Origin of the sequence: Cellulomonas wangleii, from assembly GCF_018388445.1 — a bacterium.
GTDB lineage: Bacteria > Actinomycetota > Actinomycetes > Actinomycetales > Cellulomonadaceae > Cellulomonas > Cellulomonas wangleii.
Map to the genome: position 1 here is coordinate 2201104 of NZ_CP074405.1, position 26318 is coordinate 2227421.

General features: G+C 75.3%; 20 protein-coding genes and 3 pseudogenes. 4 read left to right on the forward strand and 19 right to left on the reverse strand.

What is annotated here, in order from left to right; all coding sequences use genetic code 11:
• Nucleotides 1–2: 2 nt before the first annotated feature.
• Nucleotides 3–338: an ATP-binding cassette domain-containing protein gene (locus KG103_RS19130; RefSeq protein WP_213319904.1), complete on the reverse strand. Its 336-nt coding sequence runs from the start codon at nucleotides 336–338 to the stop codon at nucleotides 3–5.
• Between the two features lie 4 nt (nucleotides 339–342).
• Here KG103_RS19130 and KG103_RS19170 point away from each other — a divergent pair.
• A pseudogene (locus tag KG103_RS19170) lies at nucleotides 343–450 on the forward strand (FAD-dependent monooxygenase); the annotation flags it as partial.
• A gap of 508 nt (nucleotides 451–958) precedes the next feature.
• Here the strand turns inward: KG103_RS19170 and KG103_RS10140 are convergent.
• The 7 genes and pseudogenes from KG103_RS10140 to KG103_RS10165 all read right to left on the reverse strand — a co-directional run bounded on the left by KG103_RS10140 (nucleotide 959) and on the right by KG103_RS10165 (nucleotide 7457).
• Nucleotides 959–1495: a hypothetical protein gene (locus KG103_RS10140; protein ID WP_249670907.1), complete on the reverse strand. Its 537-nt coding sequence runs from the start codon at nucleotides 1493–1495 to the stop codon at nucleotides 959–961.
• Between the two features lie 42 nt (nucleotides 1496–1537).
• A pseudogene (locus tag KG103_RS18870) lies at nucleotides 1538–1633 on the reverse strand (DUF2510 domain-containing protein); the annotation flags it as partial.
• Between the two features lie 328 nt (nucleotides 1634–1961).
• A pseudogene (locus KG103_RS19175) lies at nucleotides 1962–2069 on the reverse strand (IS3 family transposase); the annotation flags it as partial.
• Between the two features lie 374 nt (nucleotides 2070–2443).
• Nucleotides 2444–2800 (reverse strand): hypothetical protein, encoded by a 357-nt coding sequence (locus KG103_RS10150; RefSeq protein WP_207341233.1) that lies wholly within the window; start codon nucleotides 2798–2800, stop codon nucleotides 2444–2446.
• Nucleotides 2801–3445: 645 nt separating this feature from the next.
• A complete protein-coding gene (locus KG103_RS10155) occupies nucleotides 3446–3595 on the reverse strand; it encodes a hypothetical protein (RefSeq protein ID WP_207341232.1) in 150 nt (49 codons plus the stop codon).
• Nucleotides 3596–3747: 152 nt separating this feature from the next.
• Complete coding sequence (locus tag KG103_RS10160; protein WP_207341288.1) at nucleotides 3748–5553, reverse strand: ABC transporter ATP-binding protein; 1806 nt, start codon at nucleotides 5551–5553, stop codon at nucleotides 3748–3750.
• Nucleotides 5554–5588: 35 nt separating this feature from the next.
• The gene (locus KG103_RS10165; protein WP_207341287.1) at nucleotides 5589–7457 is read right to left on the reverse strand and encodes an ABC transporter ATP-binding protein; all 1869 of its coding nucleotides are present in this window, start codon (nucleotides 7455–7457) and stop codon (nucleotides 5589–5591) included.
• A gap of 177 nt (nucleotides 7458–7634) precedes the next feature.
• Here KG103_RS10165 and KG103_RS10170 point away from each other — a divergent pair, with 177 nt between their 5' ends.
• Nucleotides 7635–8267: a TIGR03085 family metal-binding protein gene (locus KG103_RS10170; protein WP_207341231.1), complete on the forward strand. Its 633-nt coding sequence runs from the start codon at nucleotides 7635–7637 to the stop codon at nucleotides 8265–8267.
• Between the two features lie 11 nt (nucleotides 8268–8278).
• On the opposite strand, the gene hisF is transcribed toward KG103_RS10170, so the two are convergent.
• The 6 genes from hisF to KG103_RS10200 all read right to left on the reverse strand — a co-directional run bounded on the left by hisF (nucleotide 8279) and on the right by KG103_RS10200 (nucleotide 13244).
• Nucleotides 8279–9049 (reverse strand): imidazole glycerol phosphate synthase subunit HisF, encoded by a 771-nt coding sequence (gene hisF / locus KG103_RS10175; protein ID WP_207341230.1) that lies wholly within the window; start codon nucleotides 9047–9049, stop codon nucleotides 8279–8281.
• Nucleotides 9046–9909 (reverse strand): FKBP-type peptidyl-prolyl cis-trans isomerase, encoded by an 864-nt coding sequence (locus KG103_RS10180; RefSeq protein WP_249670540.1) that lies wholly within the window; start codon nucleotides 9907–9909, stop codon nucleotides 9046–9048. The genes hisF and KG103_RS10180 overlap by 4 nt, the downstream gene beginning before the upstream one ends.
• A gap of 160 nt (nucleotides 9910–10069) precedes the next feature.
• Nucleotides 10070–11431, reverse strand: a complete 1362-nt coding sequence (gene pafA, locus KG103_RS10185; protein WP_207341229.1) for a Pup--protein ligase — start codon at nucleotides 11429–11431, stop codon at nucleotides 10070–10072.
• A gap of 47 nt (nucleotides 11432–11478) precedes the next feature.
• Nucleotides 11479–12216 carry a proteasome subunit alpha gene (prcA, locus tag KG103_RS10190; protein ID WP_207341228.1) on the reverse strand — a complete coding sequence of 246 codons (738 nt, stop codon included), beginning with the start codon at nucleotides 12214–12216 and terminating at the stop codon, nucleotides 11479–11481.
• Nucleotides 12213–13043 carry a proteasome subunit beta gene (gene prcB, locus KG103_RS10195; RefSeq protein WP_207341227.1) on the reverse strand — a complete coding sequence of 277 codons (831 nt, stop codon included), beginning with the start codon at nucleotides 13041–13043 and terminating at the stop codon, nucleotides 12213–12215. Before prcB ends, prcA begins: the two co-directional genes overlap by 4 nt.
• Nucleotides 13044–13049: 6 nt before the next feature.
• Nucleotides 13050–13244: a ubiquitin-like protein Pup gene (locus KG103_RS10200; protein WP_089799290.1), complete on the reverse strand. Its 195-nt coding sequence runs from the start codon at nucleotides 13242–13244 to the stop codon at nucleotides 13050–13052.
• Nucleotides 13245–13440: 196 nt separating this feature from the next.
• Between KG103_RS10200 and KG103_RS10205 the strand changes: the two genes are divergently transcribed.
• The gene (locus KG103_RS10205) at nucleotides 13441–17970 is read left to right on the forward strand and encodes an SCO7613 C-terminal domain-containing membrane protein (protein WP_207341226.1); all 4530 of its coding nucleotides are present in this window, start codon (nucleotides 13441–13443) and stop codon (nucleotides 17968–17970) included.
• A gap of 26 nt (nucleotides 17971–17996) precedes the next feature.
• Here KG103_RS10205 and dop read toward each other — a convergent pair whose 3' ends face one another.
• From dop to KG103_RS10225, 4 genes are all read right to left on the reverse strand, one after another.
• Complete coding sequence (dop, locus tag KG103_RS10210; RefSeq protein WP_307860945.1) at nucleotides 17997–19604, reverse strand: depupylase/deamidase Dop; 1608 nt, start codon at nucleotides 19602–19604, stop codon at nucleotides 17997–17999.
• Nucleotides 19605–19703: 99 nt separating this feature from the next.
• A complete protein-coding gene (arc, locus tag KG103_RS10215) occupies nucleotides 19704–21338 on the reverse strand; it encodes a proteasome ATPase (RefSeq protein WP_207341225.1) in 1635 nt (544 codons plus the stop codon).
• A gap of 200 nt (nucleotides 21339–21538) precedes the next feature.
• Nucleotides 21539–22588, reverse strand: coding sequence for a tRNA (adenine-N1)-methyltransferase (locus tag KG103_RS10220; protein WP_249670541.1), 1050 nt, complete (start codon nucleotides 22586–22588; stop codon nucleotides 21539–21541).
• 38 nt (nucleotides 22589–22626) lie between these two features.
• A complete protein-coding gene (locus tag KG103_RS10225) occupies nucleotides 22627–23040 on the reverse strand; it encodes a hypothetical protein (RefSeq protein WP_207341224.1) in 414 nt (137 codons plus the stop codon).
• A gap of 270 nt (nucleotides 23041–23310) precedes the next feature.
• Here KG103_RS10225 and KG103_RS10230 point away from each other — a divergent pair, with 270 nt between their 5' ends.
• On the forward strand, nucleotides 23311–23538 hold the full coding sequence (locus KG103_RS10230) for a hypothetical protein (RefSeq protein WP_207341223.1): 228 nt from the start codon (nucleotides 23311–23313) through the stop codon (nucleotides 23536–23538).
• Nucleotides 23539–23571: 33 nt separating this feature from the next.
• Here the strand turns inward: KG103_RS10230 and KG103_RS10235 are convergent, their stop codons facing one another.
• Nucleotides 23572–26241, reverse strand: coding sequence for a LuxR C-terminal-related transcriptional regulator (locus KG103_RS10235; protein WP_207341222.1), 2670 nt, complete (start codon nucleotides 26239–26241; stop codon nucleotides 23572–23574).
• Between the last annotated feature and the right edge of the window lie 77 nt (nucleotides 26242–26318).

Genomic DNA, 26318 nt, shown 5'->3' on the forward strand with positions numbered 1-26318 from the left:
GGTCAGCGGGTCTGCGAGACCCAGGCCGCGTGCATCGCCGCGTAGTGGCCGCGCCGGGCGAGCAGCTCGGGGTGCGTCCCGACCTCGACCACGCGGCCCGCGTGCACGACGACCACGAGGTCCGCCGCCTCGGCGGTGGACAGCCGGTGCGCGATGGTCAGCGTCGTGCGCCCGCGCGAGAGCTCGCGCAGCGCCCGGGCGATGCGCACCTCGGCGACGGGGTCGACCGCCGACGTCGCCTCGTCGAGCAGGAGCAGGTCGCCGTCGGCGAGGCGGGCGCGGGCGAGGGCCACCAGCTGACGCTCCCCCGCCGAGAACAGCTCGCCCCGCTGCCCCACCGGCGTGCCCGTGCTCGGTCTGCTGCTGGCACGCGCCGGGGTCGAGGTGACGGTCCTGGAGAAGCACGCCGACTTCCTGCGTGACTTTCGCGGCGCCGACGCGCTGCCGTCTCACGGGTCCGACGCCCGTGATGTCGACCGGCCGCGTCCGCAGGACGGGCGGACCACCGGGGTAGGCGTAGCCGACGTGGTCGAACGTCACGGCCGCGGGGCCGCGTGGGCTGGGCACGGCGTCCGCGCCCGGCTCGGGCACGTCGACCGGCGTCTCGAGGACGCCCAGCACGTGGCGCCACCCGGCGACGGCGTTCTGCAGCTCGTTGAGGACACTCGAACGGCGCCAACGACGACGCGCTGACCTGTGGCGACGCCACGCGCCTGCCATGTCGACGCCCAACGGAATGGCGCCAGGTAGTGCACGCGTACGGGGCGACACTTACACCCGCTCGCGTGGCACTAGCGGTCGGCTCCGTCGGGTTCCCGTCCGGTTTCCGTCGGGCCCCTAGGGCTCCGTGACGAGCCGCAACCGCCGAAGACGTCCACGCACCACAGAACGTCTGTCCTATCGAACTGGGCCGTTCCATCGTCAAGGGTGCTGCCGGGGGTGTCCTGAAGGCCGGTTTTCAACCGCCGCTCGGGGCGCCAAGTCGCCGACGCACCGCCGGCAACACCAACACCCACACCGAGGCCAGGACAGCGGCCCACAAGCACCCAGCGGAAACGTACGCTAGCGCGGCCCCGACCCCGGCGGCGCCCTGGAAGACTGGTTCGGCGAGGACCTGGACACTCAGGACCGCGTCTTTGAGGTCGGTGACTCGAATGATCGTGTACGTCACGCCGGCGGCGCTTGCGGCCATTGCGGCGCCGAACCACGACCTCCAGCGAGGAAGCAGAATCGCGGCGGCGGCGAGCGCGAGCGCGGCCGCGATCGAGAGTCCCAGCACCCATTCAGCTGTGGTGCCCTGCGCCAGACTGAAGACAATCGGGTCACTCGGCGCGTCCGGGTCGGAGACCGTTCCAGTAATCGACGTGAACGTCATGAAGTAGCCGGACGACGCGATAACAGCGCCGAGCGCACCGACGACCGGACCGAACAGACCGACCTTCCCCGTCACGGGCCGCGTCGGCACGGACGGCACTGGTTCGCCGACGGCGATCACGATGGCTTCGTGGGGTAGCGGGACTGCGCCTTCGGGAGACGGGTACGCGCGGACGTGGGTCGTCCAGGTCTGGCCGTCCCACCAGCGCTGACCGACTTGTCCGCTTGGGTCCGTGTACCAGCCGGCCGGGGTCCGCATCGGAGTACTCACGCTGCTCAGTCGGCATGACCGACCTGCACCTTGATGGCCGGACGCAAGGTGGCGCGTCAGCCGCACTCGCGGCGATGAGCAACTGCTCCAGCACTGCAGACCCCAACCGTGGACCCCACGGCCGAGGGCGAAGCGCCGGGAGTAAACCTCGGTGACGAACGCGGGCGTAGAACGAGCCGGAGAACGTGCGGCAGTACTTGATGTCCGCGACCCACAGCTGGTCCGGCGCGGTCGCGACGAAATGGCGTTGCTTCAGGTCGGGCAGGGTATCCGGGCCGATGCCAGGGATCGTGGTGCGGGGTCCCTTCGCGCGGGTGATCCCGCGCAGCCCGGCCGCGCGCATCAGCCGGTGCACCGTGCACCGTGCAACCCCGTGCCCTTCGCGAACCAGCTCGGCGCGGACCTCGCTGACCCCGTAGAGGCCGCAGTTCGCGGCGTGCCGTCAGGGATCGCCCCCACGTTCGCCGCCCAGCGCCCTCGTGGGCGCGGGTCGGGAGCACCTGCCCCACCTGAGATCACCGCCGCGCGTCGCTCGTGATGGACGCGGGTCGTCCCAGCGCCGGTACAGCGGGCTGGTCTATCCCAAGTCCGCGGGGGCGGAGCGGGGTCGAGGGGCTCGCACGTGATCGACCGGGAGCGGTCCGCGCTCGTGCTCCAACTGACGGTCGAGGCGCCGGACCACTTCGGCGAGCTGCATCAGGTAGGGCAACTCGGGATCGCGTGGATCGTCGGCCGTGACCTCCACGGAGATCTCGCTGGGCTCCTGGGCGCGGGTGCGCCAAAGGCGAGTCATCCGAGTCATGGCCTCCCCCTCCGCGTGAGTAGGAACCGGAGAATCGTGGCTGCAAGCACTTCGCGCTCGAACCTGGTCTTGGCCTCAGCTTCGAGGGCCCTCGCGACCATCGTTGCACGCGGGAGATCTAGTGTCGCCATCTCGTCCTGCATCCAGTTGAACATGGTCCACCAGCGCTCACGAGCCTGTAGCTCCCGTGCTGCAGCCGTGTTCCTGTTGGCGGTGTGCCTGGCGGCCAGGTAGGCAACGAAGGCGGCGGCGACCGCCAGGACGCCGGCGAAGCCGGATGACTGCAGGAAGTCAGCCAGCCAGGCTTCTGTCCAGATCGGTTCCGTTGCGGCTTCGGTTGTAGCGGCGGGCATGTCGGCTCCAGAGTTGCGCCAGTCGCGTCGTTGCGTGTCACGTGAGGTCACGGAACGCGCGCACTGTCTAGCAGGAACGGCAAGGCAGGGTCGAACACTCCTGCGACTCGGGACGTGTGGCTATCCACCGCAGAACATGCCGGACAGCCGTCAGCGTGCCTGCGCTACTCAAGCCCGCGTGCATCGTGGCGGCCGCTCGCCGCGCGCCACCACGTCTCGGCGCGCGCCTGCCTCAACGGGGCGCCCAGGTCCCGGGCCCGTCGACTATGGGTCAATGCGACCCGGTGAGACTCCAGGCGTCAGAGTTCGACACCCACGGGTGATCGACTGCCGGGCGACACCTGGTAACCCCGACAGCCCCAGCCGCCACGACGCCTGTCATAGGAGTGCACCTACGTCTTCCAGCAGGTGGAAGTCGGCGGGCACGCCTGGCGCTCACAACCTCAGCGCCGCAGCGGCGTGGCACCTCTCATCTCGATGGTGACGGGTGCAGTCGACGTCTGGCGCGTTCCGTGGGCGGGCGGGCACGTCGCATGGCGGGGGCTACTGGAGCACCTCGCCGACGTGGGACCGGCGGAGTAACGCACTGGCAGGACCAGAACCTCTCGTTGCTGCTTCCGAGGCTCCTAGCCGCTAGCCATCCACTCAACGGTGCTTGCCCTTCGGGCTCTCTCGGACCTCCTTGTCGAGGCGGTCGCGGGCGGCGACCAGCCGTGCCCGGTCGCAGTTCGGCAGCCGTGCGCTGGCCGAGGACTTCCGCGTGAGGGACACGGTGTTGCGGAACTGCTGGAGCATCCCACCGTTCTCTCGCGCGCTGCCAGAGGCCATCAGGCGCCTCCCCTCCGGGCCGTCGCGGGTTGGTCACCTGTGGGACGCACGGTCCACGTCGTCGATTTCCGGATGATGGTCGCATACCGCCACTCGACGGAGGGACCATATCGCGTGCGTCAGCGGGTCTGCGAGACCCAGGCCGCGTGCATCGCCGCGTAGTGACCGCGCCGGGCGAGCAGCTCGGGGTGCGTCCCGACCTCGACCACGCGGCCCGCGTGCACGACGACCACGAGGTCCGCCGCCTCGGCGGTGGACAGCCGGTGCGCGATGGTCAGCGTCGTGCGCCCGCGGGAGAGCTCGCGCAGCGCCCGGGCGATGCGCACCTCGGCGACGGGGTCGACCGCCGACGTCGCCTCGTCGAGCAGGAGCAGGTCGCCGTCGGCGAGGCGGGCGCGGGCGAGGGCCACCAGCTGACGCTCCCCCGCCGAGAACAGCTCGCCCCGCTGCCCCACCGGCGTGCCCAGCCCGGCCGGCAGCTCGTCGACCCAGGCGTCCAGGCCCAGCTCGTCGACGACCTGCCGCACGCGCGCGAGCGTGGACGCGTCGAGCTCGGCCGTGCCGTCCGCGGCACGCGGGACGTCCCGCAGCCCGTAGGCCACGTTCTGCGCCAGCGTCGCGTCGAACAGGAACCCCTCCTGCGGGACGAGCACCACCCGGCGTCGCAGGTCGGCCGAGGCGACCCGGCGCAGGTCGACGCCGTCGAGCAGCACCGCGCCCGTCGTCGGGTCCATGAACCGTGCGACGAGCTTGGCCAGCGTGGTCTTGCCCGAGCCCGTCGCGCCGACGACCGCCACGGACGTGCCGGCAGCGACGTGCAGGTCCACGTCCTGCAGGACGGGCGGACCACCGGGGTAGGCGTAGCCGACGTGGTCGAACGTCACGGCCGCGGGGCCGCGCGGGCTGGGCACGGCGTCCGCGCCCGGCTCGGGCACGTCGACCGGCGTCTCGAGGACGCCCAGCACGCGGCGCCACCCGGCGACGGCGTTCTGCAGCTCGTTGAGGATCTCGGTGGCCATCTGCACGGGCCCCGTGAACAGCTGCACCAGGAAGAGGAACGCCAGGACACGCCCGACGCTGAGCTCGCCGGCCACCCCGAGCCACGTGCCGGCGACCACGACCACCGCGAGCACGAGGTTGGCGACCAGCACCCCGGAGGAGAAGACGACCGACACCAGGTTCTGCGCGCGCACCATCGCCCGGCGGGTCCCGGCCACCGCGGCGTCGATGCGGCGCTGCGTGCGGGCCGTGACGCCGTAGGCCCGGATGGTCTCGGCGCCGACGACGGCCTCGGACACCGCCCCGAGCATGGCGCCGTACTCCTGGCGGACCGCCGCGTAGCGGGCGTTCACCCCGCGCTGCATGCGCGGCAGCACCACGAGCAGAGGGATGAAGCACGCCCACACCAGGAGCGTCAGCTGCCACGAGTAGACGGCCATGAGGGTCGTGGCCACGAGGATCTGCAGCACCGAGACGAGCAGCATGATGCCGCCCCACTGCACGAACATCGAGACGGTGTCGACGTCGGACGTCACGCGGGACACCAGGGAGCCGCGGCGCTCGGTGCTCTGCGTGAGCAGCGAGAGGTCGTGCACGTGCCGGAAGGCGCGGGTCCGCAGCGTGAGCAGCCCGGACTCGCTCGACCGGAAGAGCCGCACGTTGACCAGCGCCGAGCACGCCGCGCCCACCGCCAGCCCGATCGCCGCCAGGCCGACCAGCACGGCAGCACGCTGCACGTCCACGCCGCCCGGCGCGAGGATCGCCGTGTCGACGGTCTGCTGGACGGTGATCGGGACGAGCACCCGCGCGGTGGCCGCCAGCACGGCCAGGCCGAGCGTGACGGTCAGGCCGTCGAGCAGCTCGGGCGACACCTGCGTCGCGCGGCGCAGGGTCGCCCACACGCCGAGCGTGCTCGCGGGTGCCATCCGCGCGTCCGTGCGCTGCGGCTCCGTGGTCGCGTTCACCTGCGTCCTCCCTCGGCCGGCACGTCGTCCGACCACGACGCCGCGGCGTCCTCGTCGGCCCGCTCCTGGGCACGGCGCAGCGACTCCCGCTCGTAGGCGGTGGCCAGCTCGCGGTACCCGGGGTCGCGGACCAGCAGCTCGTCGTGCGGGCCGCGGTCCACGACACGGCCCGCCTCGATGTGCACCACCTCGTCGGCCAGCAGCACCGAGGCCATCCGGTACGCCACGAGCAGCACGGTCGGACCCGCGGCACCGTCCGCGGACCGCAGGCCCAGGAGGATGTCCCGCTCGACGCGCGGGTCGACGGCGGAGGTCGCGTCGTCGAGGACCAGCACGCGCGGGCGCCGCACCAGGGCACGCGCCAGGGCCAGCCGCTGACGCTGGCCCCCCGACAGGTTGGCCCCCCGCTCGCCGAGCGGGGCGTCGAGGCCACCGGGCAGGGCACGGACGACGTCGTCGACGTGCGCGGCGGCGAGGGCCGCCCAGACCTGCTCGTCGTCGGGGGCGTCGGGGTCGCCGGCGTCGGCGAGCGTGACGTTGCCGCGCACGGTGTCCTCGAACACGAAGGTCGACTGGCCCACGTAGCCGACCTGGGCGGCGAGGTCCGCCGGGCGCAGGTCGCGCACATCCGTGCCGTCGATCTCGACGACGCCCGCCGACGGGTCCGCCAGGCGCGGCACCAGGCCGACCAGCGTGGACTTGCCGGCCCCGGTGGGGCCGACGAGGGCGAGCGTCCTGCCGGGTGCGACGTGCAGGTCGAAGTCGCGCAGCAGCGCCACCTCGCCACCTTCACCGGGCACGCGCAGGTGCACGCCGCGCAGCCGGACGTCGGCGCCAGGACCGGACGCCGCCAACGGCGTCCGCCCCGGCACGGGCACGCCCGGTGCGTCGAGGACGCGCGCGATGCGGTCGTGCCCGACGAGGCTGCGGGGCAGTTCGCCGAGCACCCACCCGAACGCCCGCACCGGCACGGCCAGCATCGTCAGCAGGTACGCCGCCGCCACGACGTCACCGGTGCCGATCACCCCGGCGGCGACCCGCTGGGCGCCGACGAGCAGGACGAGCAGGGTGCCCAGGTTCGGCAGCAGGTCGATGACCGGGTCGAACACGGCCCGCACGACCCCGACGCGCACGTTCGCGTCCCGCAGGGCGCGCGCCCGGTCGGTGAAGCGCTCGTCCTCCCGGTCCTCGGTGCCCAGCGACTTCACGAGCGCGGCGGCCTCGAAGCTCTCGTGCGCCACGTCCGCGACCTCCGCGCGCAGCTGCTGCGCGCGCGTGATGGCCGGCGTCATGCGGCGCTGGAAGACCAGGTTGGCGATCACCGCGAGCGGCAGCACGACCAGCGCGGCGGCGGCCAGCCACACGTCGGTGCGCAGCAGGGCCACCGTCGCGGTCACGATCATCACGACGACGCCGAGCGCGAACGACAGCGGGTTGAACACGCCGGTCGCCGCCTCGACGTCCGAGCCGGCGTTCGACAGCAGCTGGCCCGTCGGGTGCTGCCGGTGCCACGTCATCGGCAGCCGCAGGTACTGCCGGGTGACCGCCCGACGGTGGTCCGCCTGGATGTCCGCGACACCCATGCCGGCGAAGATGCGGCGCCCGGCCACGGTGACGGCCAGCGTCAGCGCCACCACCGCGATGGTCAGGCCCGCGAGCCAGATCCGGTCCTGCGCCTCGGCCGAGCCCTCGAGCGCCGGCACGACGACCTGGTCCGTCGCCGCCCCCAGCACGCGGCTGACCACGACGACCAGGCCGCCGTACAGCGCCGACGTCCCGACGGCCGCCACGTGCGTCCGCGGGTGCGAGCGCAAGCCCCGCCAGACCAGCGCGGCGGAGCGGCGCGCGGCGGAGCCCTGGAGCATGGCACCGCCGGCGGGCGGCTCGTCCGGCTGCCGGGGACGTGCGGGCACGGCGTTCACACTCCTGACGGGAAAGGGGATCCCGGGATCCTCTCACGCACCTGCGACACGCCCGCCTGCGACACGACCGGCGCCGGGGACGTGCGCACAGGTCACCCGCACGTGGCACGATCCGGTGGCATGACGTGGCACGAGACCGAACGCGACTGGCTGTCCGACGCGCTGCGCGCCGCGGACCCGCACGACCCCACGCTGTGCGCCGGCTGGCAGGCCCGGCACCTCGCGGCCCACCTGGTGCTCCGGGAGAGCCCGGCCACGGCCGCGGGCGCCCTGCGCGGTGGCGTCGCCGCGGCGACCGAGCGCCTGGCGGACACCGCGGCGGACCGCGCGGGGTACACCGCGCTCGTCGACCGGTTCGCCGCACCCCCGCCGCGCTGGAGCCCGCTGGCGTGGGCCGGCGACGCCGTGAACACCACCGAGTACTTCGTCCACACCGAGGACGTGCGCCGCGGGTCCGGGACCCGGGAGCCGCGCGAGCTGCCCGCGGGGCTGGCCGAGGTGCTGTGGTCCCAGCTGGTGCGGATGGCCCCGCTGCGGCTGCGTGGCCTGGGTCCCGGCGTGGTGCTCGTCCGCACCGACGACGTCCGCTCGGCCGTCCACCGGCCCCGCGCCGGCCACGGGTCGGTGGTCCTGCGCGGCGACGTGGGCGAGCTCGTGCTCGCCGTCTCGGGCCGGCTGCAGGCCGCGGACGTGACCGTCGACGGCGCCCCGGACGACGTGCAGACCGTCCGGGACCTGCTCACCGGGCCCTGACCGCGGGACCGTCAGCGCACGACGACGTCGGCGGCGCGCAGGGCGTCCTTGACCTGCCCCACGGTGAGCGTGCCGAAGTGGAAGACGCTCGCCGCCAGGACCGCGTCGGCGCCCGCGCGGGCCGCCTCCACGAAGTGCTCGACGGTGCCCGCGCCGCCCGAGGCGATCAGGGGCACGCTCACCCGCGCGCGGACGTCGGCGATCATCGCCAGGTCGAACCCCGCGGTGGTGCCGTCCGCGTCCATCGAGTTGAGCAGGACCTCACCGACCCCGAGCTCGACGGCGCGGTGCGCCCACTCCACCGCGTCGATCCCGGTGCCGCGGCGCCCACCGTGCGTCGTCACCTCGTAGCCCGACGGCGTGCGCACGTCGCCGGTCGTGCGTCGCGCGTCCACGGACAGCACGAGGACCTGGGAGCCGAACCGGTCGGCGATCTCCGTGATGAGCTCGGGCCGGGCGATCGCCGCGGTGTTGACGCCGACCTTGTCGGCGCCGGCGCGCAGCAAGCGGTCCACGTCGTGCGGCGAGCGGACGCCCCCACCGACGGTCAGGGGGACGAAGACCTCGCCCGCGGTGCGTCGCACCACGTCGTAGGTGGTCTCGCGGTCCGACGACGACGCGGACACGTCCAGGAAGGTCAGCTCGTCGGCGCCCTCCGCGTCGTACCGGCGCGCCAGCTCGACCGGGTCACCGGCGTCCCGCAGGTTCTCGAAGTTCACGCCCTTGACGACGCGGCCCGCGTCGACGTCCAGGCACGGGATGACCCGCAGCGCGAGGCTCACGAGGCACCCTGCGCAGGGTTGCCCGTGGCCAGGATGTCGATCACGAACACCACCGTCTTCCCGGAGAGCTCCTCGCTGTCGGTGACACCGAGGGAGTACGAGGGGGGCACGACGAGCATCACGCGGCTGCCGGCGGGCTGGTCGACCAACCCCTCGGCCCACGGCGGCACGTCGGAGAGCAGGAACGACACGGGCAGCCCGTGCTGCCACGTGGAGTCGAACAGCGTGCCGTCGTCCCACGCGAACCCGCTGTACTGCACCGTGATGACGTCGCCCGCGGCGACCTGGGGACCGGTGCCGCGCACGAGCGGCTGGATCCCGAGCTCGTCCGGGGGCGCCGCGCCCGTGGGCGCCAGCGAGAACCCGGCGTCGCCGCCCTCGGTGACGACGGGCAGCGACGGGTCCGGCGGGACGGGCTCACCCACGGCCCGCGTCGGGAGCACGTCGAGGACCGTCACGGTCGGGTAGTCCACGCCCGCGCCGCCGGGCACGACCTGCAGGAGGCGCGCGCCGACCTGCTGGCCCTTGAGGGTCTCGTACAGGTCCGTGCCGAGGTCCTCGGCCGTCAGCAGACGCGGCGTCGGGCTGGTCGAGTAGCTCTCCTTGACCAGGCTGGCGTCCGTCGCGTTCTCCAGCCAGAAGTCGATGAGGACCGGAGCGCCCTCGACGAGCTCGGCACCCGTGCCGGGCCAGACCGTCTCCCGATGGGTCTCGTCGACCGTGAGCGGCGTCAGGTACGTGACCGTCGGGGCCTCGCCCGCGGCCCCGGTGACCGTCACCTCCGGCTCGACCGGGGCGACCGCGCTGCACGCAGCCAGCATGCCCACGACGGCCAGCACCGCCAGGCGTCGGGCAGCCACCCACCGCACGTCCGTGCCTCCTCCAGGTCGTCCCACCGGTCGTGCCGGACCGGACCGCGCACACGGGTCCGCCGTCGACGGGGACTCACTGTACGACCCCGGCGCGGCCCGGCGGCGCGACGTCCGGGTCACCGCCCGTCCGGACGGGCGACCGGCTGCGTCACATCGACTCGATGAGCCGCTCCACCCGGTCGTCGACGCTGCGGAACGGGTCCTTGCAGAGCACCGTGCGCTGCGCCTGGTCGTTGAGCTTGAGGTGCACCCAGTCGACGGTGTAGTCCCGGCGCGCGTCCTGCGCGGCACGCACGAAGTCGCCGCGCAGCTTGGCGCGGGTCGTCTGCGGCGGCACCGCCGTCGCCTCGAAGACGTCCAGATCCGTCGTCACCCGCTCGACGAGCCCCCGGGCGGCGAGGAGGTTGTACAGGCCCTCCGTCCGCGAGATGTCGTGGTACGCCAGGTCGAGCCGCTGCACCCGCACGTCCGACAGCTCCAGGCCGTGCTTGGCGCGGTAGCGCTCGATCATCCGGTACTTGATGACCCAGTCCAGCTCGCGCTCGACGAGCGTCAGGTCGCCCGTGCGCAGCGCCCGCAGCCCCCGCTCCCACAGGTCGAGCACCTGCTTGGTCTCCGGCGACGGGCCCATCTCGGCCGTCACGAAGTCCGAGACCCGCGCGAGGTACTCCTCCTGCAGGTCGATCGCGGTGACCGTGCGCCCGGACGCCATCGTCACGGGCTGCCGGCCGGTCATGTCGTGGCTGATCTCCCGGATCGCGCGGATCGGGTTCTCCAGCGTCATGTCGCGCATGGTCACGCCGGCCTCGACGAGCCGCAGCAGCAGGTCCGTCGACGCGACCTTGAGCATCGTCGTGGTCTCCGACATCGAGGAGTCGCCCACGATCACGTGCAGCCGGCGGTACTGCTCGGCGTCGGCGTGCGGCTCGTCACGCGTGTTGATGATGGGGCGCGAGCGCGTCGTCGCGCTCGAGACGGCCTCCCAGATGTGGTCGGCACGCTGCGAGAGGCAGTAGACCGCCCCGCGCGGCGTCGCGAGCACCTTGCCGGCACCCGTGAGGACCTGGCGTGTGATGAGGAACGGGACGAGCACGTCCGACAGCCGCGCGAAGTCGCCCTGACGGCGCACGAGGTAGTTCTCGTGGCACCCGTAGGAGTTGCCCGCGGAGTCGGTGTTGTTCTTGAACAGGTGGATCCGCCCCGGCAGGCCCTCGTGCTCGAGCCGCTGCTGCGCGTCGCCGACCAGGCCCTCGAGGATCCGCTCGCCCGCGCGGTCGTGCGTGACCAGCTGGCGCCAGTCGTCGCACTCCGCGGTGGCGTACTCCGGGTGCGAGCCGACGTCGAGGTACAGCCGTGAGCCGTTGCGCAGGAAGACGTTCGAGGACCTCCCCCAGGCGACGACCTTCCGGAAGAGGTAGCGCGCGACCTCGTCGGCGGACAGGCCACGACCGTCCTGCGCCGCGCACGTGACCCCGTACTCGGTCTCCAGGCCGAAGATGCGTCTGTCCATGCGTCACTCCCCGTCGCTCGTCGGTCCGGCGCCGCCGGGACACACCCTCAGGGTGCGACCGGCTCGTCCCCGCCGCCCGTCGGCGCGGCGGCACCGCCCAGGACGTCCTCCAGGAGCGCACCGGTCAGCCGCCGGAACGCCCGCCGGGGCCGGGTGCGGTCCAGCACCGCGACCTCGAGCTGCGCCGCGCCCAGCACCCGGGGCTCACCGTCCTCGCCCGTGCCACCCAGGGCACGCACCGCGAGCCCCAGCACCTGCGCGAGGGTCATGCCGGGCCGCCACTCCTCGCCCAGCAGGGTGCCCAGGCGCTCGGCCTGCCCGCCCATGACGACCCACCCGTGCTCGTCGGTGACGGAGCCGTCGTAGGACAGGCGGTAGATCTGGTCCCCCGCCGGCTCGCGCCCCACCTCGACCACGACCAGCTCCACCTCGAGCGGCTTGGACTCCGTGGTGAACACGGTGCCCAGGGTCTGGGCGTACGCGTTCGCCAGCCCGCGCGCCGTCACGTCGACGCGGTCGTAGGAGTAGCCGCGCAGGTCGGCGTACCGGACGCCGGCCACGCGCAGGTTCTCGAACTCGTTGTACTTGCCGACGGCGGCGAACGCGATGCGGTCGTAGATCTCCGAGATCTTGTGCAGGGCGCGCGACGGGTTCTCGGTGGCGAACGCGATGCCGTCGTCGTACTGCAGGACGACGACGGACCGGCCGCGCGCGATGCCCTTGCGCGCGTAGTCGGCCCGGTCCTTCATCAGCTGCTCGGGCGAGACGTAGAACGGCATGCTCATGCGGCACCTCCGTCACGCCGGGCGCTGCGCCGGCCGTTCTCCACGACGTCCACCGCCGCGGCGAGCTCGTCGTCCGACACGCGCAGGTAGCCGGCCTGCGTCACGGTGGCGACCACCGGCCAGATCCGTCGGGAGCGGTCGGGGCCACCCGTGGCGGAGTCGTCGTCGGCGGCGTCGACGAGCGCCTCGACGGCGACACGCACCGCCGCGTCCGCGTCGAGGTCGGGACGCCAGCGCTTCTTGAGCGAGCCGCGCGCGAACACGGACCCGGAGCCCACCGCGTGGTGCCCGTGCTCCTCGTAGCGCCCGCCCGTCACGTCGTACGAGAAGATCCGTCCCACGCCGAGGTCGAGGTCGTAGCCGCCGAACAGCGGGACCACCGCCAGCCCCTGCATGGCGAGCCCCAGGTTGCCGCGGATCATGGTGGCGAGCCGGTTGGCCTTGCCGTCGAGCGACAGCAGGCTCCCCTCGATCTTCTCGTAGTGCTCCAGCTCGAGCTGGAACAGCCGCACCAGCTCGATGGCCAGACCGGCGGTGCCGGCGATGCCCACGGCGGAGAACTCGTCGGCCGGGAAGACCTTCTCGATGCGCCGGCTCGCGATCATCGAGCCCATCGTCGCGCGCCGGTCCCCCGCCATGACCACGCCGCCGTCGAAGGTCAGCGCGACGATCGTCGTGGCGTGCGGGGTCTGCAGGTCACCCACGGGGACGGGTCGGCGTCCCGGGAGCAGGTCAGGGGCGTACCCCGACAGGAAGTCGACGAACGAGGGCGTGCCGGGGGTCGTGAAGGCGTGCGGGAGCCGGCCGGAGGAGTCGCTCGGGGTCATCGGCGCTCACTGCCCGCCCTTCTGGACGAACCCCCGCACGAACTGCTCGGCGTTCTGCTCCAGGACGTCGTCGATCTCCTCGAGCAGGGCGTCGACCTCGGCGTCCCTGGCCTGCGCACCGGCCGCCGACGGGGCGGGCGGGGCCGGCTCGTCGACCGGCTCGTCCTCGTGACCGTGCCTGACCTGATCCTGCCCAGCCATGGTGATCTCCGTCCTGCGACCACGTGCGCGTGCCCGCCCGACCACCCTAGGCCCAACACCCCGTCGCCGTACCCGTGACCACGACACGGACGGCGCGCCGCCGCGGACCCCCGCGCTGGGCCACCCGGGTGGTCCAGCGCGCGCACGAGCTGTGGATGACGGCTCCGCAGCGCCCGTGGCCTGGCACGATGCCCGCATGCCCGAGACTCTCTACGGCCGCGTGCTGCGCGCGCTGCAGGACCCGACGCTGTGCCCCGGCTGCGCGGCCACGCTGAGCGCCGGCCGCTGCGGCGCGTGCGCGCTCGACGTCTCCGGACCGGACGGGACGCTGGTCTGGCAGGACAGCCAGGCCGTGGTCCGTGCACTGCGGGCGCGCCAGGACCGGGTCGCCGCGCTGCGGGCGGCGCAGCTGCGGACGGCCACGGGCCGCGGGTCGGCCAGGGCGGCGCTGCCGGACGTCCCGCCGAGCCCTCGCCCGGCACCGGCGGCACCCGCACCGGCGGTCCGCGCGCGTGCTGTCCCGACCGCTGCGACGACGCCCGCCGTGCCGCGCGCCGTCCGGCCGCCCGTGCCGCCGGCCGCACCACGCCGGCCGTGGCGGGTGCAGACCGTCCTGCAGGTCGTCGGCGCGGCGCTGCTGGTCGCGGCGAGCATCGCGTTCCTCGTCTTCGCCTGGGACGTGATGGGGCTCGGCGGCCGGGCGCTGGTCGTCGCCGTCGGCACCGTGGTGGTCTTCGGACTCGCGTCGTGGTTGCGCGCGCGCAGCCTCCCGCAGGGCGCGGAGGCGGTGGGCGCGGTAGCGGTCGTGCTGCTCCTGCTGGACGCCTGGGCGGTCCGGGCGACCGGGACGCTCGTCGTCGGGGACGCCGCCACGCAGGCCGGTCTGTCCGCCCTCGTCTGCGCCGGGCTGCTCACGGCCTGGGGCGTCCGGTCACGGTTGCGCGTGGGCGCGGTGGCCGGTGCCGTGCTGGTGCCGCTGACGCCGCTCCCGTGGCTGCTCACCGCACCGGACGCCGCCACGGCCGCCGCGCTGCTGCTGCTGGCCGCGGCGTCGACCGCCGTGCGTGCGGTGGCGCCCTGGGTGCACTCGCGCGCGGAGCGGGCGGTGCTGCACGGCGCGGCCGCCGGACTGCTGCCGGCGGCCGCGGTGACGGCGCTGGTCGGCACCGTCACGAGCCCGGCCGGGACGGCGTGGCCCGCCGTGGCCGTCCTCGCGGGCGTCGCCGCGGTGTCGGCCCTCCAGGTGGTCGTGGAGGCGCGCGGTGCGGTCGCACCGCCCCCGGGCACGCGCAGCGGAGTCGGCCCGCGCACCGCCCGGGCGTCCGCGCGCGCCGCCTGGGCGTGGGCCGGGGGCGTGACCACGGCGCTGGCCCTCGCCGCCGCGTTCGCCACGGCCGTGGTCGGCGTCACCGGGTCGACCCGCGCGACGGACGCGGTCCTGGCGTCGCTCGCGGGCGTGGTCGGCACGTGCGTCGCGGCCGCCGGGCTCCTGCGGGTGGACCCGGTGGTCCCCGTGGCGTGGCGTGCCGACGTGCGCGCCGGCGCCCGCGCGGCGCTCGCGGCGACGGCGCCGGCCGCCTCATGGTCGGCCGCCGTCCTCGTGACGGCCGCCACGACGCACCTCCTGCGGGACCCCGCCCCCGGGAGCGTCCCGCCGGTCGGTGCCGCCGCCGTCGGCGCGCTCGCGGGTGCGGGCGCGCTCGGCGTGCTCGTCGCACGGTGGGAGGAGGGCACCGTCGCACGGGCCGCGGCGCTCGCCTGGCGTGCGGTGGTCGTGGGGATCGCGGTCGTGGTGCCCGTCCTGACGGCCGTCGGACCCGCGGCCCCGGTCGTCGCCGTGGGCGCGCACGGCGCGGTCGCCGCGGTGCTGCTCACCCCCCCGACCGCCCGGCGGCTCGGCCGGGCGTCGGTCCGCACCGGGGCGGTCGCCGCCGGTGTCCTCGCGGTCCTCGGTGCGCTGCCGCACCCCGGGTGGACGGCCGCCGCGCTGCTCGTCCCCGCGGCGATCGCCGTCCACGCACGGACCTGGTCGGCAACCGCACGCTCGGGGGCCGCCTCGACCGCCACGGCCGCCCTCCTCCTCGTGGCGGCCGGCACGACCGCGGGAACGGCCGCCGGCCTGCCGGTCGCCGCCGCGCTCGCCCTCGCGGTCACGGCGGTGGCCGCCGTGCTCCTGGTGCTGGCGCACCGCCTGGGCACCGGCGCCGCCGCCGAGCGCGACACCGCCCTCGGGCTGGCGGGCGTGACGGTCGCGGTCTCGTGGGCGTCGGCGACCGCGCAGGCGGCCGCAGCGCACGGCAGCGGGCCGAGCGCCCTGTCGGTGCTCGTCACGGCCGCGCCCCTCGCCGCCGCCGCGGCGGCCGTGGCGCTCGTCGTGGTGCTGCTGCACGACGACCGACGGTGGGGTGCCGACCACATGACCGCGGGAGCGGGCGCCGCTGCCCCCGTCACGGCGCTGGTCGTGGCCACGGCCCACCTCACGCTGGGGCGGCCCGGCGCGACGGGCACGGCCCTGCTCGTCACGCTCGTGGGCGCCGTGGCGTGGGCCGCGGCCGCACCCGCGGGCCTGCGCGGCGCCCCCGCGGCACGGGTCGCGGTCGAGGCGGCCGGGACGGCGGTCGTGGCGGGTGGCCTGGCCGCGGCGGCCGTCCAGGGGCAGGTGCCCCTGGCGGTCGCGCTCGTGCTCGCCGCCGTCGGCGCGGCCGCGTGGGCGCTGGGACCGGGGCGCTCGCGGGTCTGGTGGCTGGCGCTGGTCCTGGCGACGTGCGCGTGGTGGGCGGTGCTGGGCGTGCGCGACGCCACCGTCGTCGAGGTCTGGACGCTGCCGCCCGCCCTGGTGGTCGCCGGGGTCGGCGCCTGGCGCGTGGCGCGGGACCGCCCCGGTGCCGCCGGTCTGCTGGTCGCCGGGCTCGCGTCGGCGACCCTGCCGACGGCCCTCCTGCCCGCCGTGCTCGAGGTGGGCACGCGGTGGGTGGACCGGGGCCTGCTCACCGCGGGCGTCACCGTCGCCGTGACCGCGGCCGCGGTGCTCGTCGCACCGCGTCGACCGGCGGCCGGTGAGCTGCTCGGAGGGCTGGCTGCACTGCTGCTGCTCGTCGGACCGATCACCCGCGCGGTGGTCGCGGCGGTGGCCCCCGACGCGGTCGTCAGCGGCCCGTGGCTGCCGGACGGCACGGTCGCCGTGGAGGTCTGGTCGTGGCCGGCGGCGGCCGCCCTGCTGCTGTGCGCGGGGACGTCCCGCACGCCCCGCGTGCGTGCGGTCGTCGACACGGCCGCACCCTGGGCGGTCGTCCTCACGGCCTCCGCCCCGACGGTGCTCGCCGCGCTCGCCGCGCCGGCAGGACCGGCCGCGACGGTCCGCGCCCTCGCGCTCGGCGCTGCGGCCGTCGCCCTCGCGCTCGGGGGCGGCGTGAGCGGGCAGCGCCTGCGCGCGCCGCTGTCGCGACCCCGGGCGGCGGGCCCGGCCGGTGACACGTCCGCGGGTGGTGCCGGGGCCGGGCTGGCCGGCCTGGGCCTGCTCCTGCTCGCGGGGGCCACCGCCACGGTCACCGCAGTCCTCGTCGCGCGAGCCCCCGGCGTCGGCGTGCCGCCCCTGGCGGACCTGCCCCTCGCGGCCGCGGGCCTGGTGACGCTCGCGACAGCGGCGCTCACCGCCCGCCGCGGTGACGTCCCGCGCGTCTGGGTGGCGGCAGGCCTGCTCGCCCTCGTCCCGTCCGTGCTCCTGCGGACCCCCGACGCACGCCCGGTCGTGTGGTGGGCCACGGCGGCAGCACTCCTCGGGCTGTCCCTGGTGGCCCGGAGCCGCCGCGGGAGCAGCCCCGGGGCCGCGGACCCGCAGCTCGCACCCGTCGACCCGCAGGGCCCGGTCCGGAGCGCCGGCGGACTGCTCGCGGCGCGGTACGTGGCCCCGGTGCTCACGGGTGCCGCACTCGTGGTGGCCACCGTGGGGCCGTGGGCCGAGGCACTCGTGCACCGGCCCGGCCCCGTCGGCCCGCCGCTGCTCGCGGTGGAGGGCGTCGCCGTCCTCACGTTTGGGGTCGGGCTCGCGCACCGCCGCACAGGGCCCGGCCGGCGCGCGGACGCCGTGCTGCGGTGCCTGCTGGTCGGTCTGCTCGCGCTCCCCACGCTCGTGGCGGTGGACGCGACGGCACTCGGCACCGCGCGCGGGATCGTCGTGCTGGGCGCGGGAGCCGCCCTGGCCTGGTGGGCCCGCGACCGCGTGGGCACCGTGCTGGGGGTCACCACCGCGACGCTCGCCACCACCGTGCTGGCCCTGCGCGGCGGGCCGGAGCCGGCCGACGTCCCCTGGACCGTGCTCGGGCTCCTGACGCTCGCCCTGGGGGTCCAGCGCCTGCGGCGGGACCCGGCACAGGGCTCGTGGGCCCACCTCGGCGTCCCGCTGGCGCTCACGCTCGGGGCGCCGCTGACGCTCCTCGTGGCCGAGCCCGCGGGGTGGCGGGCGACCCTGCTCCTCGCGCTCGGCGTGGCCTCGGTCGTCACCGGTGCGACGCGCCGCCGGCAGGCCCCGTTCCTGCTGGGCGCCGGAGCCGTGCTCGTGACACTGGTCGTGGTGCTCAGCCCGATCGCGGCGGGGGCTCTCGCCGCGATCGACGGCTGGATCCTGCTCGCGGTGGGCGGCACCCTCGTCCTCGGACTCGGGGTGACGTACGAGAAGCGTGTGCAGGAGGCCCGCGAGGCGGTGCGGTTCGTCGGCGAGATGCGCTGACCGGACCACCTCGCGCGCGACGGCGGTCAGCCGCCGAGTGCCGCCAGCAGCGAGCGGGCGTCCGGGCTGCGGTCCAGCAGCTCCCCCACGTGCGCCCGGGTGCCACGCAACGGGTCCCGCATCGGCACGCGCTGCAGCGTCTGGGCGCCGGGCACGTCGAACACCACCGAGTCCCAGCTCGCCGCCGAGATCTCGGAGCCGTAGCGTGCCACGGCCTCCCCGCGGAAGTACGCCCGGGTGTCCTGGGGCGGGTGCCGCACCGCGTCGGCCACCTCCTGCGGCGTCACCAGCAGCTCGACCGCCCCGGCGGCCGCGAGCCGGTGGTACAGACCTCGCTCGGGGCGCACGTCCGACCACTGCAGGTCCACGGCGGCCAGGCGGGGGTGGTCCCAGGCCAGACCGTCCCGCCGGCGCATGCCGTCGAGCAGGCGCAGCTTCGCGAGCCACTCGACCTCCCGTGCGCAGGACGCGGGCTCGGTCCCCAGCCGCTCCAGCAGCGACCCCCAGCGCGCGAGGACGTCACGCGTCTGGTCGTCGGGCGCGCCGCCGGCGGCGTCGAGCGCCTCGCGGACCGCCGCCAGGTACTCCGTCTGGAGCTCGAGGGCCGTCAGCCGTCGCCCGTCGGCCAGCTCGAGCCGCTCGCCCAGCCCGAGGTCGTGGCTGACCCGGTGCACGGCCTGCACCGGGTCGCGCAGCGCCAGCCGCTCGACGCGCTGCGCCGCTCGACGCCCGGGGCCGCCCGCCGTGGCCTGCTCCAGGAGCCAGAGGACGAGCGACGTCGTCCCGAGCCGCAGGTACGTCGCCGGCTCCAGCATGGTGGCGTCGCCGATGATGACGTGCAGCCGCCGCCAGCGGGTGGGGTCGGCGTGCGGCTCGTCGCGGGTGTTGACGATCGGACGGCGCAGCGTCGTCTCCAGGCCCACCTCCGCCTCGATGTAGTCCGCGCGCTGCGACAGCTGGAACCCCGGGTGCTCGCCGCGCTGCCCCAGCCCGACCCGGCCCGCGCCGGTGAAGACCTGGCGCGTCACCAGGAACGTCGTCAGGCCCGCGACCAGGTCCGCGAACGGGACGGAGCGCTCGACGAGGTAGTTCTCGTGCGTGCCGTAGGTGGCGCCCTTGCCGTCGACGTTGTTCTTGTACAGCGTGACGTCGGGCAGGGCGGGGCTCGCCGCGAGCCGGCGCACCGACTCGAGCATGACGAGCTCGCCGGCCCGGTCCCACCGCACCGCGTCGAGGGGGGACGTCACCTCGGGCGAGGAGTACTCGGGGTGCGCGTGGTCGACGTACAGCCGCGCCCCGTTGGTGAGGATCACGTTCGCGGCGCCCGGGTCCTCGTACTCCTCGCCCTCGGACCGTGGCATGGCCTGCGGGCCGTCACCCGACGGCGCCGGGACCGTCGGCGAGTCCGTCAGCATCGACGGGTGCGCGGCGGCGCGCTGCAGGTGGAACCCCCGCGCGTCGTGCAACGGGTCCTCGTCGTCGTAGTCCCACCGCGCCCGCGAGCGGCCCGCCTCGCGCGCAGCCGCGTGCACGGCCACCACGTGGCTGGACAGCAGCATGGGGTTCGCCAGCGGCCGGCCCGGCTGCAGCACGCCGTACTCGGTCTCGATGCCCATCACGCGGCGCACGGTCACGCCGTCCACCCTAGGCGCCGCCGGGACCACGGGCCGCGGCTGCCCGCGAGGCGGTCACGGCCTCGCGGGCGCCCCGCCGGACCGCTCACGCGGGCGACGTCACAGGTACTGGCCGGTGCTCGTGACGTTCTCGATGGTCCGCGACGCCTCGATGCCCTTCTTGCCCTGGACGATCGTGCGGATGAACACGATCCGCTCGCCCTTCTTGCCGGAGATCCGGGCCCAGTCGTCGGGGTTGGTCGTGTTGGGCAGGTCCTCGTTCTCCTTGAACTCGTCCACGCACGCCGCGAGCAGGTGGTCAACGCGGATGCCGCGCTGCCCGGTGGACAGCAGGTCCTTGATCGCGGACTTCTTGGCGCGGTCGACGACGTTCTGGATCATGGCCCCGGAGTTGAAGTCCTTGAAGTACAGGACCTCCTTGTCCCCGCTGGCGTAGGTGACCTCGAGGAACCGGTTCTCGTCGGCCTCGGAGTACATCCGCTCCACGACGCGCGAGATCATCGCCTCGACCGCCGCGCTCGCGGACCCGCCGTGCTCCGCGATGTCGTCGTCGTGGATGGGCAGGTTCGCGGTCAGGTACTTCGCGAAGATCTCCCGTGCGCCCTCGGCGTCCGGGCGCTCGATCTTGATCTTCACGTCGAGGCGCCCCGGGCGCAGGATCGCGGGGTCGATCATGTCCTCGCGGTTGGACGCACCGATGACGATGACGTTGTCCAGCCGCTCGACCCCGTCGATCTCGGCCAGCAGCTGCGGCACGATCGTCGTCTCGACGTCGCTGGAGACGCCGGTGCCGCGGGTGCGGAACAGCGACTCCATCTCGTCGAAGAACACGACGACCGGGTGCCCCTGGGACGCCTTCTCCCGGGCGCGGGCGAAGATCAACCGGATGTGCCGCTCGGTCTCCCCCACGTACTTGTTGAGCAGCTCGGGGCCCTTGACGTTGAGGAAGTAGGAGCGGGCGTCCGCGACGTCGGCGCCGCGCGCCGCGGCGGCGGTCGCGGCCAGGGAGTGCGCCACGGCCTTGGCGATGAGCGTCTTGCCGCACCCCGGGGGGCCGTAGAGCAGGACGCCCTTCGGGGGCTTGAGGCCGTGCTCGCGGAACAGCTCGGGGTGCAGGAAGGGCAGCTCCACGGCGTCACGGATGGCCTCGATCTGCGGACCGAGCCCACCGATGTCCGCGTAGTCGATGTCCGGGACCTCCTCGAGGACGAGCTCCTCCACCTCGGCCCGCGGGATCACCTCGAACACGAACCCGCTGCGGGGGTCGATCGTCAGCGCGTCGCCCACGCGCACGCCGCCGTCGGCGACCTGCCCGGCGAAGCGCACGACCCGCTCCTCGTCACCGCGCCCGACGACGAGCGCGCGGCCCTCGCCGAGCATCTCCTTGACGGTGACGATCTCGCCGACCTGCTCGTAGCCGCCGGCCTCGACGACCGTGAGCGCCTCGTTGAGCATGACCTCCTGGCCGGGGCGCAACCGGTGCACGTCGAGGGAGGGGCTCGCGCCCACGTGCATCTTGCGGCCGGCGGAGACGATGTCCACCGTCCCGTCCTCCCGCGCACCGAGGAAGGTCGCGTAGGTGCCGGGCGGCTTGGCGAGGTCGTCCACCTGCCGCTTGAGCTCGAGGATCTGCTCGCGCGCCGCCACGAGCGCCTCGCTCAGGCGCTCGTTCTTCGCTGCCAGCACCGCAAGCTCGCGGTGCAGGTCACGTCCGGGGACAGCCGGTTCGGTCATGGTGCTCGGCCTCCGTTCCGCGCGATGCGCCCTTCCTCCGGTCCACCGTGCACGCCGCTGTGCCTGCTGGTCAGACGACACTAACCGCAGGTGTCAACACCTGGCGCGTGTCGCGGCCCGCGGGCCGGGGGCGTCCCGCAGGGTGGACGGCGCGCCCCGGGACGCGCCGCACGCACGGACCCGGGACGCACCACCGGGGGTCAGTCCCCCGTCGCGGGACCCTGCGGCCCGAGGTCCTCGGGGGCGACGTGCAGCTCGCGCCGCACCCGACGGATCTTCTTCGCGGACGTCTCGCGCTCCCCCATCGCCTCGGGCGACCACAGCTCGGGGTCGGTCACGGGCGCGCCGTCCTCGGCGACCGGGTACGACCCCTTGGCGGGCCGACGCTTGCGGTGCGGCGGCTCGACGCCGTCGGCGAGCCGGCGGGTCGTGAGCAGGAAGCCGGTGTGGCCGACCATGCGGTGCTGCGGCCGCACGGCCAGGCCCTCGAGGTGCCACCCGCGCACCATCGACTCCCACGCCTCGGGCTCGGTGAACCGGCCGTCCGACCGTGCGTCCTCGGCCAGGCGGGACAGCTGGGTCGTCGTCGCCACGTAGCAGACCAGGACACCCCCGGGTGCGAGCGCGGTCGCCACCGCGTCGAGGTTCTCCCAGGGCGCCAGCATGTCGAGCACCACCCGGTCCACCGTTCCCGGCTCCACCGCCGTGGGCAGCACGTCGGACAGGTCACCGAGCCGCAGGTCCCACGCGGGGTGCGGGCCGCCGAAGAACGTCTCGACGTTGCCGCGCGCGATCGCGGCGAAGTCCTCGCGGCGCTCGATGGACACCAGGCGTCCGCCGTCGCCCACCGCGCGCAGCAGGGACAGCGTGAGCCCACCGGAGCCCACGCCCGCCTCGACGACGGTCGCGCCGGGGAACACGTCGCCCATCGTGACGATCTGGCCGGCGTCCTTGGGGTACACGACCGCGGCACCGCGCGGCATCGACAGCACGTGGTCGGCCAGCAGCGGGCGCAGCGCCAGGTACGCGATGCCCGACGTGTTCTGCACGACGACGCCCTCGCTCGCGCCGATCAGGTCCGTGTGCCGCAGGTAGCCGCGGTGGGTGTGGAAGGCGCCGTCGGGGTGCAGCGTGACGGTGTGCAGCCGTCCTCGCGGGTCGGTCAGCTGGACGCGCTCGCCGACGCGGAAGGGACCGCGCCGCTGGGCGGCCCCGGTCGGTGCGGGCACGGCGGCGTCGTCGGAGGTCACGGGCGACGAGTCTAGGCGCCCCGCGACGCCCCACCGTCTCAGCAGCCCAGCTCGGCCACCACGTCCGCCCGCGCGTCCTCGACCGCGGCGACGTCCTCGCGCAGACGGTCGGCCCCGGCGGTGACGGCCGCGTCGTCCGCCAGCGCGTCGACCCCGTCGTCGACCCGCTCCCATGCGGCGTCGAGGGCGTCGACGCGTTCCCGCGCGAGGTCCTCGGCCGCGTCGTCCAGGGCGCCCTGCGCGTCCTCGGCGCGCCGGGCCGCGTCCTGGACGTCCGCGAGCGGGGCTCCCTCGCCGATCGTCTCGTCCAGCGAGGCGAGCGCGGCGGCGAGGTCCTCGGCGCGTTCGCACGCGCGGGTCGTGGCCGCCTCGGGCGTCCCGGTCGAGCACTGGGCCAGCAGCAGCGCCACGGGGCTCAGCAGGACGACGACGACGAGACGGGGACGACGCATGGCGCTCTCCTGGGGTCCGCCCGCACGGGGCTCCGGCTGTCACTGTCACCCGGGGCGCGCCGCCGTGCCTCACCCGGCGCGGATGAGCGCGCCCCCGGCCCCCGCGCGCCGGCGGGCCCCGGGGCTTCTCGCACGCGGGTGCACGGAGGGGTCCGGGCGGGGGCACCCGGGTACCGCGGCAGGCGCGGCCGGGCACGGCGTCATCCGGTGGGCATGACGTCTCCGCGCGACACCCCTGCCAGGCTCGGTCCGCGTGAGCGAGGAGGCCTGATGCTCTACCACATCCGCGTCGTGTCGGCCGCGCACGACCTCGCGTCGCTCGCGGACTTCGCCGACGTCGTGGCGGCGCCCACACCGGACGGTGCCGCGCTGTCCTGCCGGCTGCCCGACGCCGCGGCGCTGACCGGCCTCGTCGCGCTGCTCACGGACCTGGGCCTGACCATCGCGGAGATCTACCGCGTCCCCGACGACGTGCCCCCGCCGCGGCCGCCGGCGTGACCGCGGCGGGGCACGGGGCCGCGCACCCCCGTGTCAGACCATCCCGCGCTCCACGGCCGTGCGGACGGCCGCCCGCCGACCCGCCACGCCGAGCTTGCGGTAGATCGCGCGCTGGTGCGTCTTGACGGTGTTGACGGACACGAACAACCCCGCGGCGATCTCCTCGGCCGTGGCGGCGGTGCGCAGCCGCACCAGGACGTCCCGCTCGCGCGGGGTCAGGTCCCACGACGAGCGCGTCATCGCCGGCGCGTCGGCGAGCCGTTCGAGGACCCGCGTCACGAGGGCGTCGTGGCGCCCGGCCCGCTCGAGGTGCTCCGACAGCAGCGCGCGCCAGCCGGGGTCGTCGACCAGGAAGGGCGTGACGAGCCCGAGCGGCGCGGCCAGGTCGAGCGCCGTCTCGAGCGTCGCGTGCGCGGTGCGCCGGTCCGGGGCGAGCCGGGCACGCACCAGCGCGGCGAGCACGCGCACCGGCAGGTGCCCGCCGCCGGGCGTGTCTCCACCGGGGACGGCGCCACCGGGCACGTCGCGGCTGCCCACGTCGCGCTCGTCGGCGGGGTCACCCGACGCGCCCTGCCCGCGCAGGCCGCCGAGCACCCGGCACGCCCCGGCGGCGTCCCCGGCGAGGCGGCGCAGCTCGGCCTCCCAGCACCGGCTCAGCGGCCCGTGCGCCGCGCTGCCCGCGGCGTCCGCGAGCAGGGCCAGCGCCTCGGTCGACCGGCCGTGCGCCGCGCGGTCGCGCGCGCGCACAGCGAGCAGGAGGTCCCGGACCTCGGGCGACAGGACCGTCCCGTCGCCGACGGTCGTCAGCGCGTGCCGGGCCCGCGCGAGGACACCGGGGTCGTGCGCGTCGAGCCCGACGAGTGCCAGGTACGCCCCCGCGGCGACGGTCGGCTCCGGACGCGCCGTGCCGGTCGCCCGCAGCACCTCCTCGAGGTGCTCGACCGCCGCCGTGAACTCCCCGCGCCAGTAGGCGAGCACGCCGAGGACGTGGGAGGCGCCCGCGGTGACGCCGCTGCCGGCCCAGCCGTGGACCGCCGCCTCGGCCAGGACGTCCGCCGCGAGCCGCCCCGCCTCGCCCGGGTCGTCGCCGTGCAGAAGTGCGACGCACGTCTCCGCGCGGCACGCGACGGCGACGGCTGTCCACCCGCGGGCCGTGGCCAGGTCCCGCGCCTCGGCGAGGTGCTGCACGGCGGACGTCGCGTCGCCGGCCCGCTGCGCCTCGGCCCGCCCCAGCAGGTACAGGCCGAGGGCGCGGTCCGACGGGCGCAACGGCTCCGCCGCGAGCAGCGCACGCGCGGCCGCGGTCCTCTCCTCCGGTGCGCCCACGCCGCCGGTGAGGAGCTCGACGCACCGCACGACCACCGCCGGCGCCCCGTCCGGCCCTCCGGCGCAGGCCGCGTTGCGCAGGGTGCGGACCGCCGCCAGCGCCACCTGCAGGTCGGGCGTCGCGGACACGGCGACGGGGATCGCGTCGACGAGCCGCTCGACGACGAGCGCGTCCCCCCGCACGAGCATCTCGGGCCACTGGTCCGCCAGGACCTCGACCGCGAGCGGCACCTCGCCGGCGGCGAGTGCGTGGCGCACCGCCGCGGCGGGGTCGGTGCGGCGCCGGTGCTCGGCGACCACGCGGTGCGCGCGGGCCGCACCGGCAGGGTCGTTGCGCTCGAAGGCCATGCGGGTGTGCGTGGCGACCAGGTCGTGCCACCGGTACACCGCCGGCAGACCGGCCCGGGCGACGGGCGTGACGAAGAGCTCGCGCGCGACGCACTCCGCGAGCGCGGCCGCCCCACCGGGCACCAGAAGCTCCGCCAGTGCGGGGTCGAGCGTCTCGCAGACGCTGCCGGTGAGCAGCAGCGTGCGCAGCCGGTCGGGCAGCGATCCGAGGACCTCCTCGACCAGGTACCCGGTCAGCGGCACCCGGGACGCCTCCATGCCCTCCAGGCGCGCGTCGATGCCGTCCTCGTCACCCGCGAGGAGGGCCAGGCGCACGGCCACGGGCCAGCCGCGGGTGACGGCGTGCAGCCGGGCGACCCGCTGCGGGTCGGCCCGGTGGCCGCCGGCACGGACCAGTGCGGCCACCTCCTCGGGCGTGAACGCGAGCCGGTCGGAGCGCAGCTCGCCCAACGCACCCCGCACCCGCAGCCGGTGCAGGGGCAGCACGGCGTCGTACCTGCTGGTCAGGACCAGGCGCAGGAGGTCGGGGCGGTAGCGGACGAGGGGGTCGAGGACGGCACGGACGCTCTCCAGCGGCAGCTCGTGCACATCGTCGACCACGAGGACGACGGACTGCTCGAGCCGCTCGAGCGCGGCGAGCAGCAGCTCGGTCGGGCCGGAGGCGGCGCCGGACCGCGTGGCTGCGACGACCGCGTCCAGCGCGTCCGCGGCGGGCGTGGCCGGCACCGCGAGCGCGACGGACGTGGCCAGCAGCCGGACGAGCCGCGGCACGTCGTCGAACCCGTCGAGGTTCGCCCACGCCACGGGCCCGGGGTGGCCGGCGCCCCACTGCCCGACCAACGTGGACTTGCCGTAGCCGGCGGGGGCCGTCACGGCGGTCACGCCGTGCGTCGCGAGCGCCTCGGCGAGGGCGGCGGTGCACCGCGGCCTGTCCACCTGCAGGGTCGGGGCGTGCGGCGCCGTCGTCTTGCCGACGGGCGGCCGCCCTGCGTCGCACGTCGCCGTCGACGTGCGCACGGTCGTCGTCATGCCGTCCCCCCGGGGCTGGACGCGATCCTGGGCCGAATCTAGCCCGCGGCCCCGGTGGTGTCCCCCGGGAGCGGCGC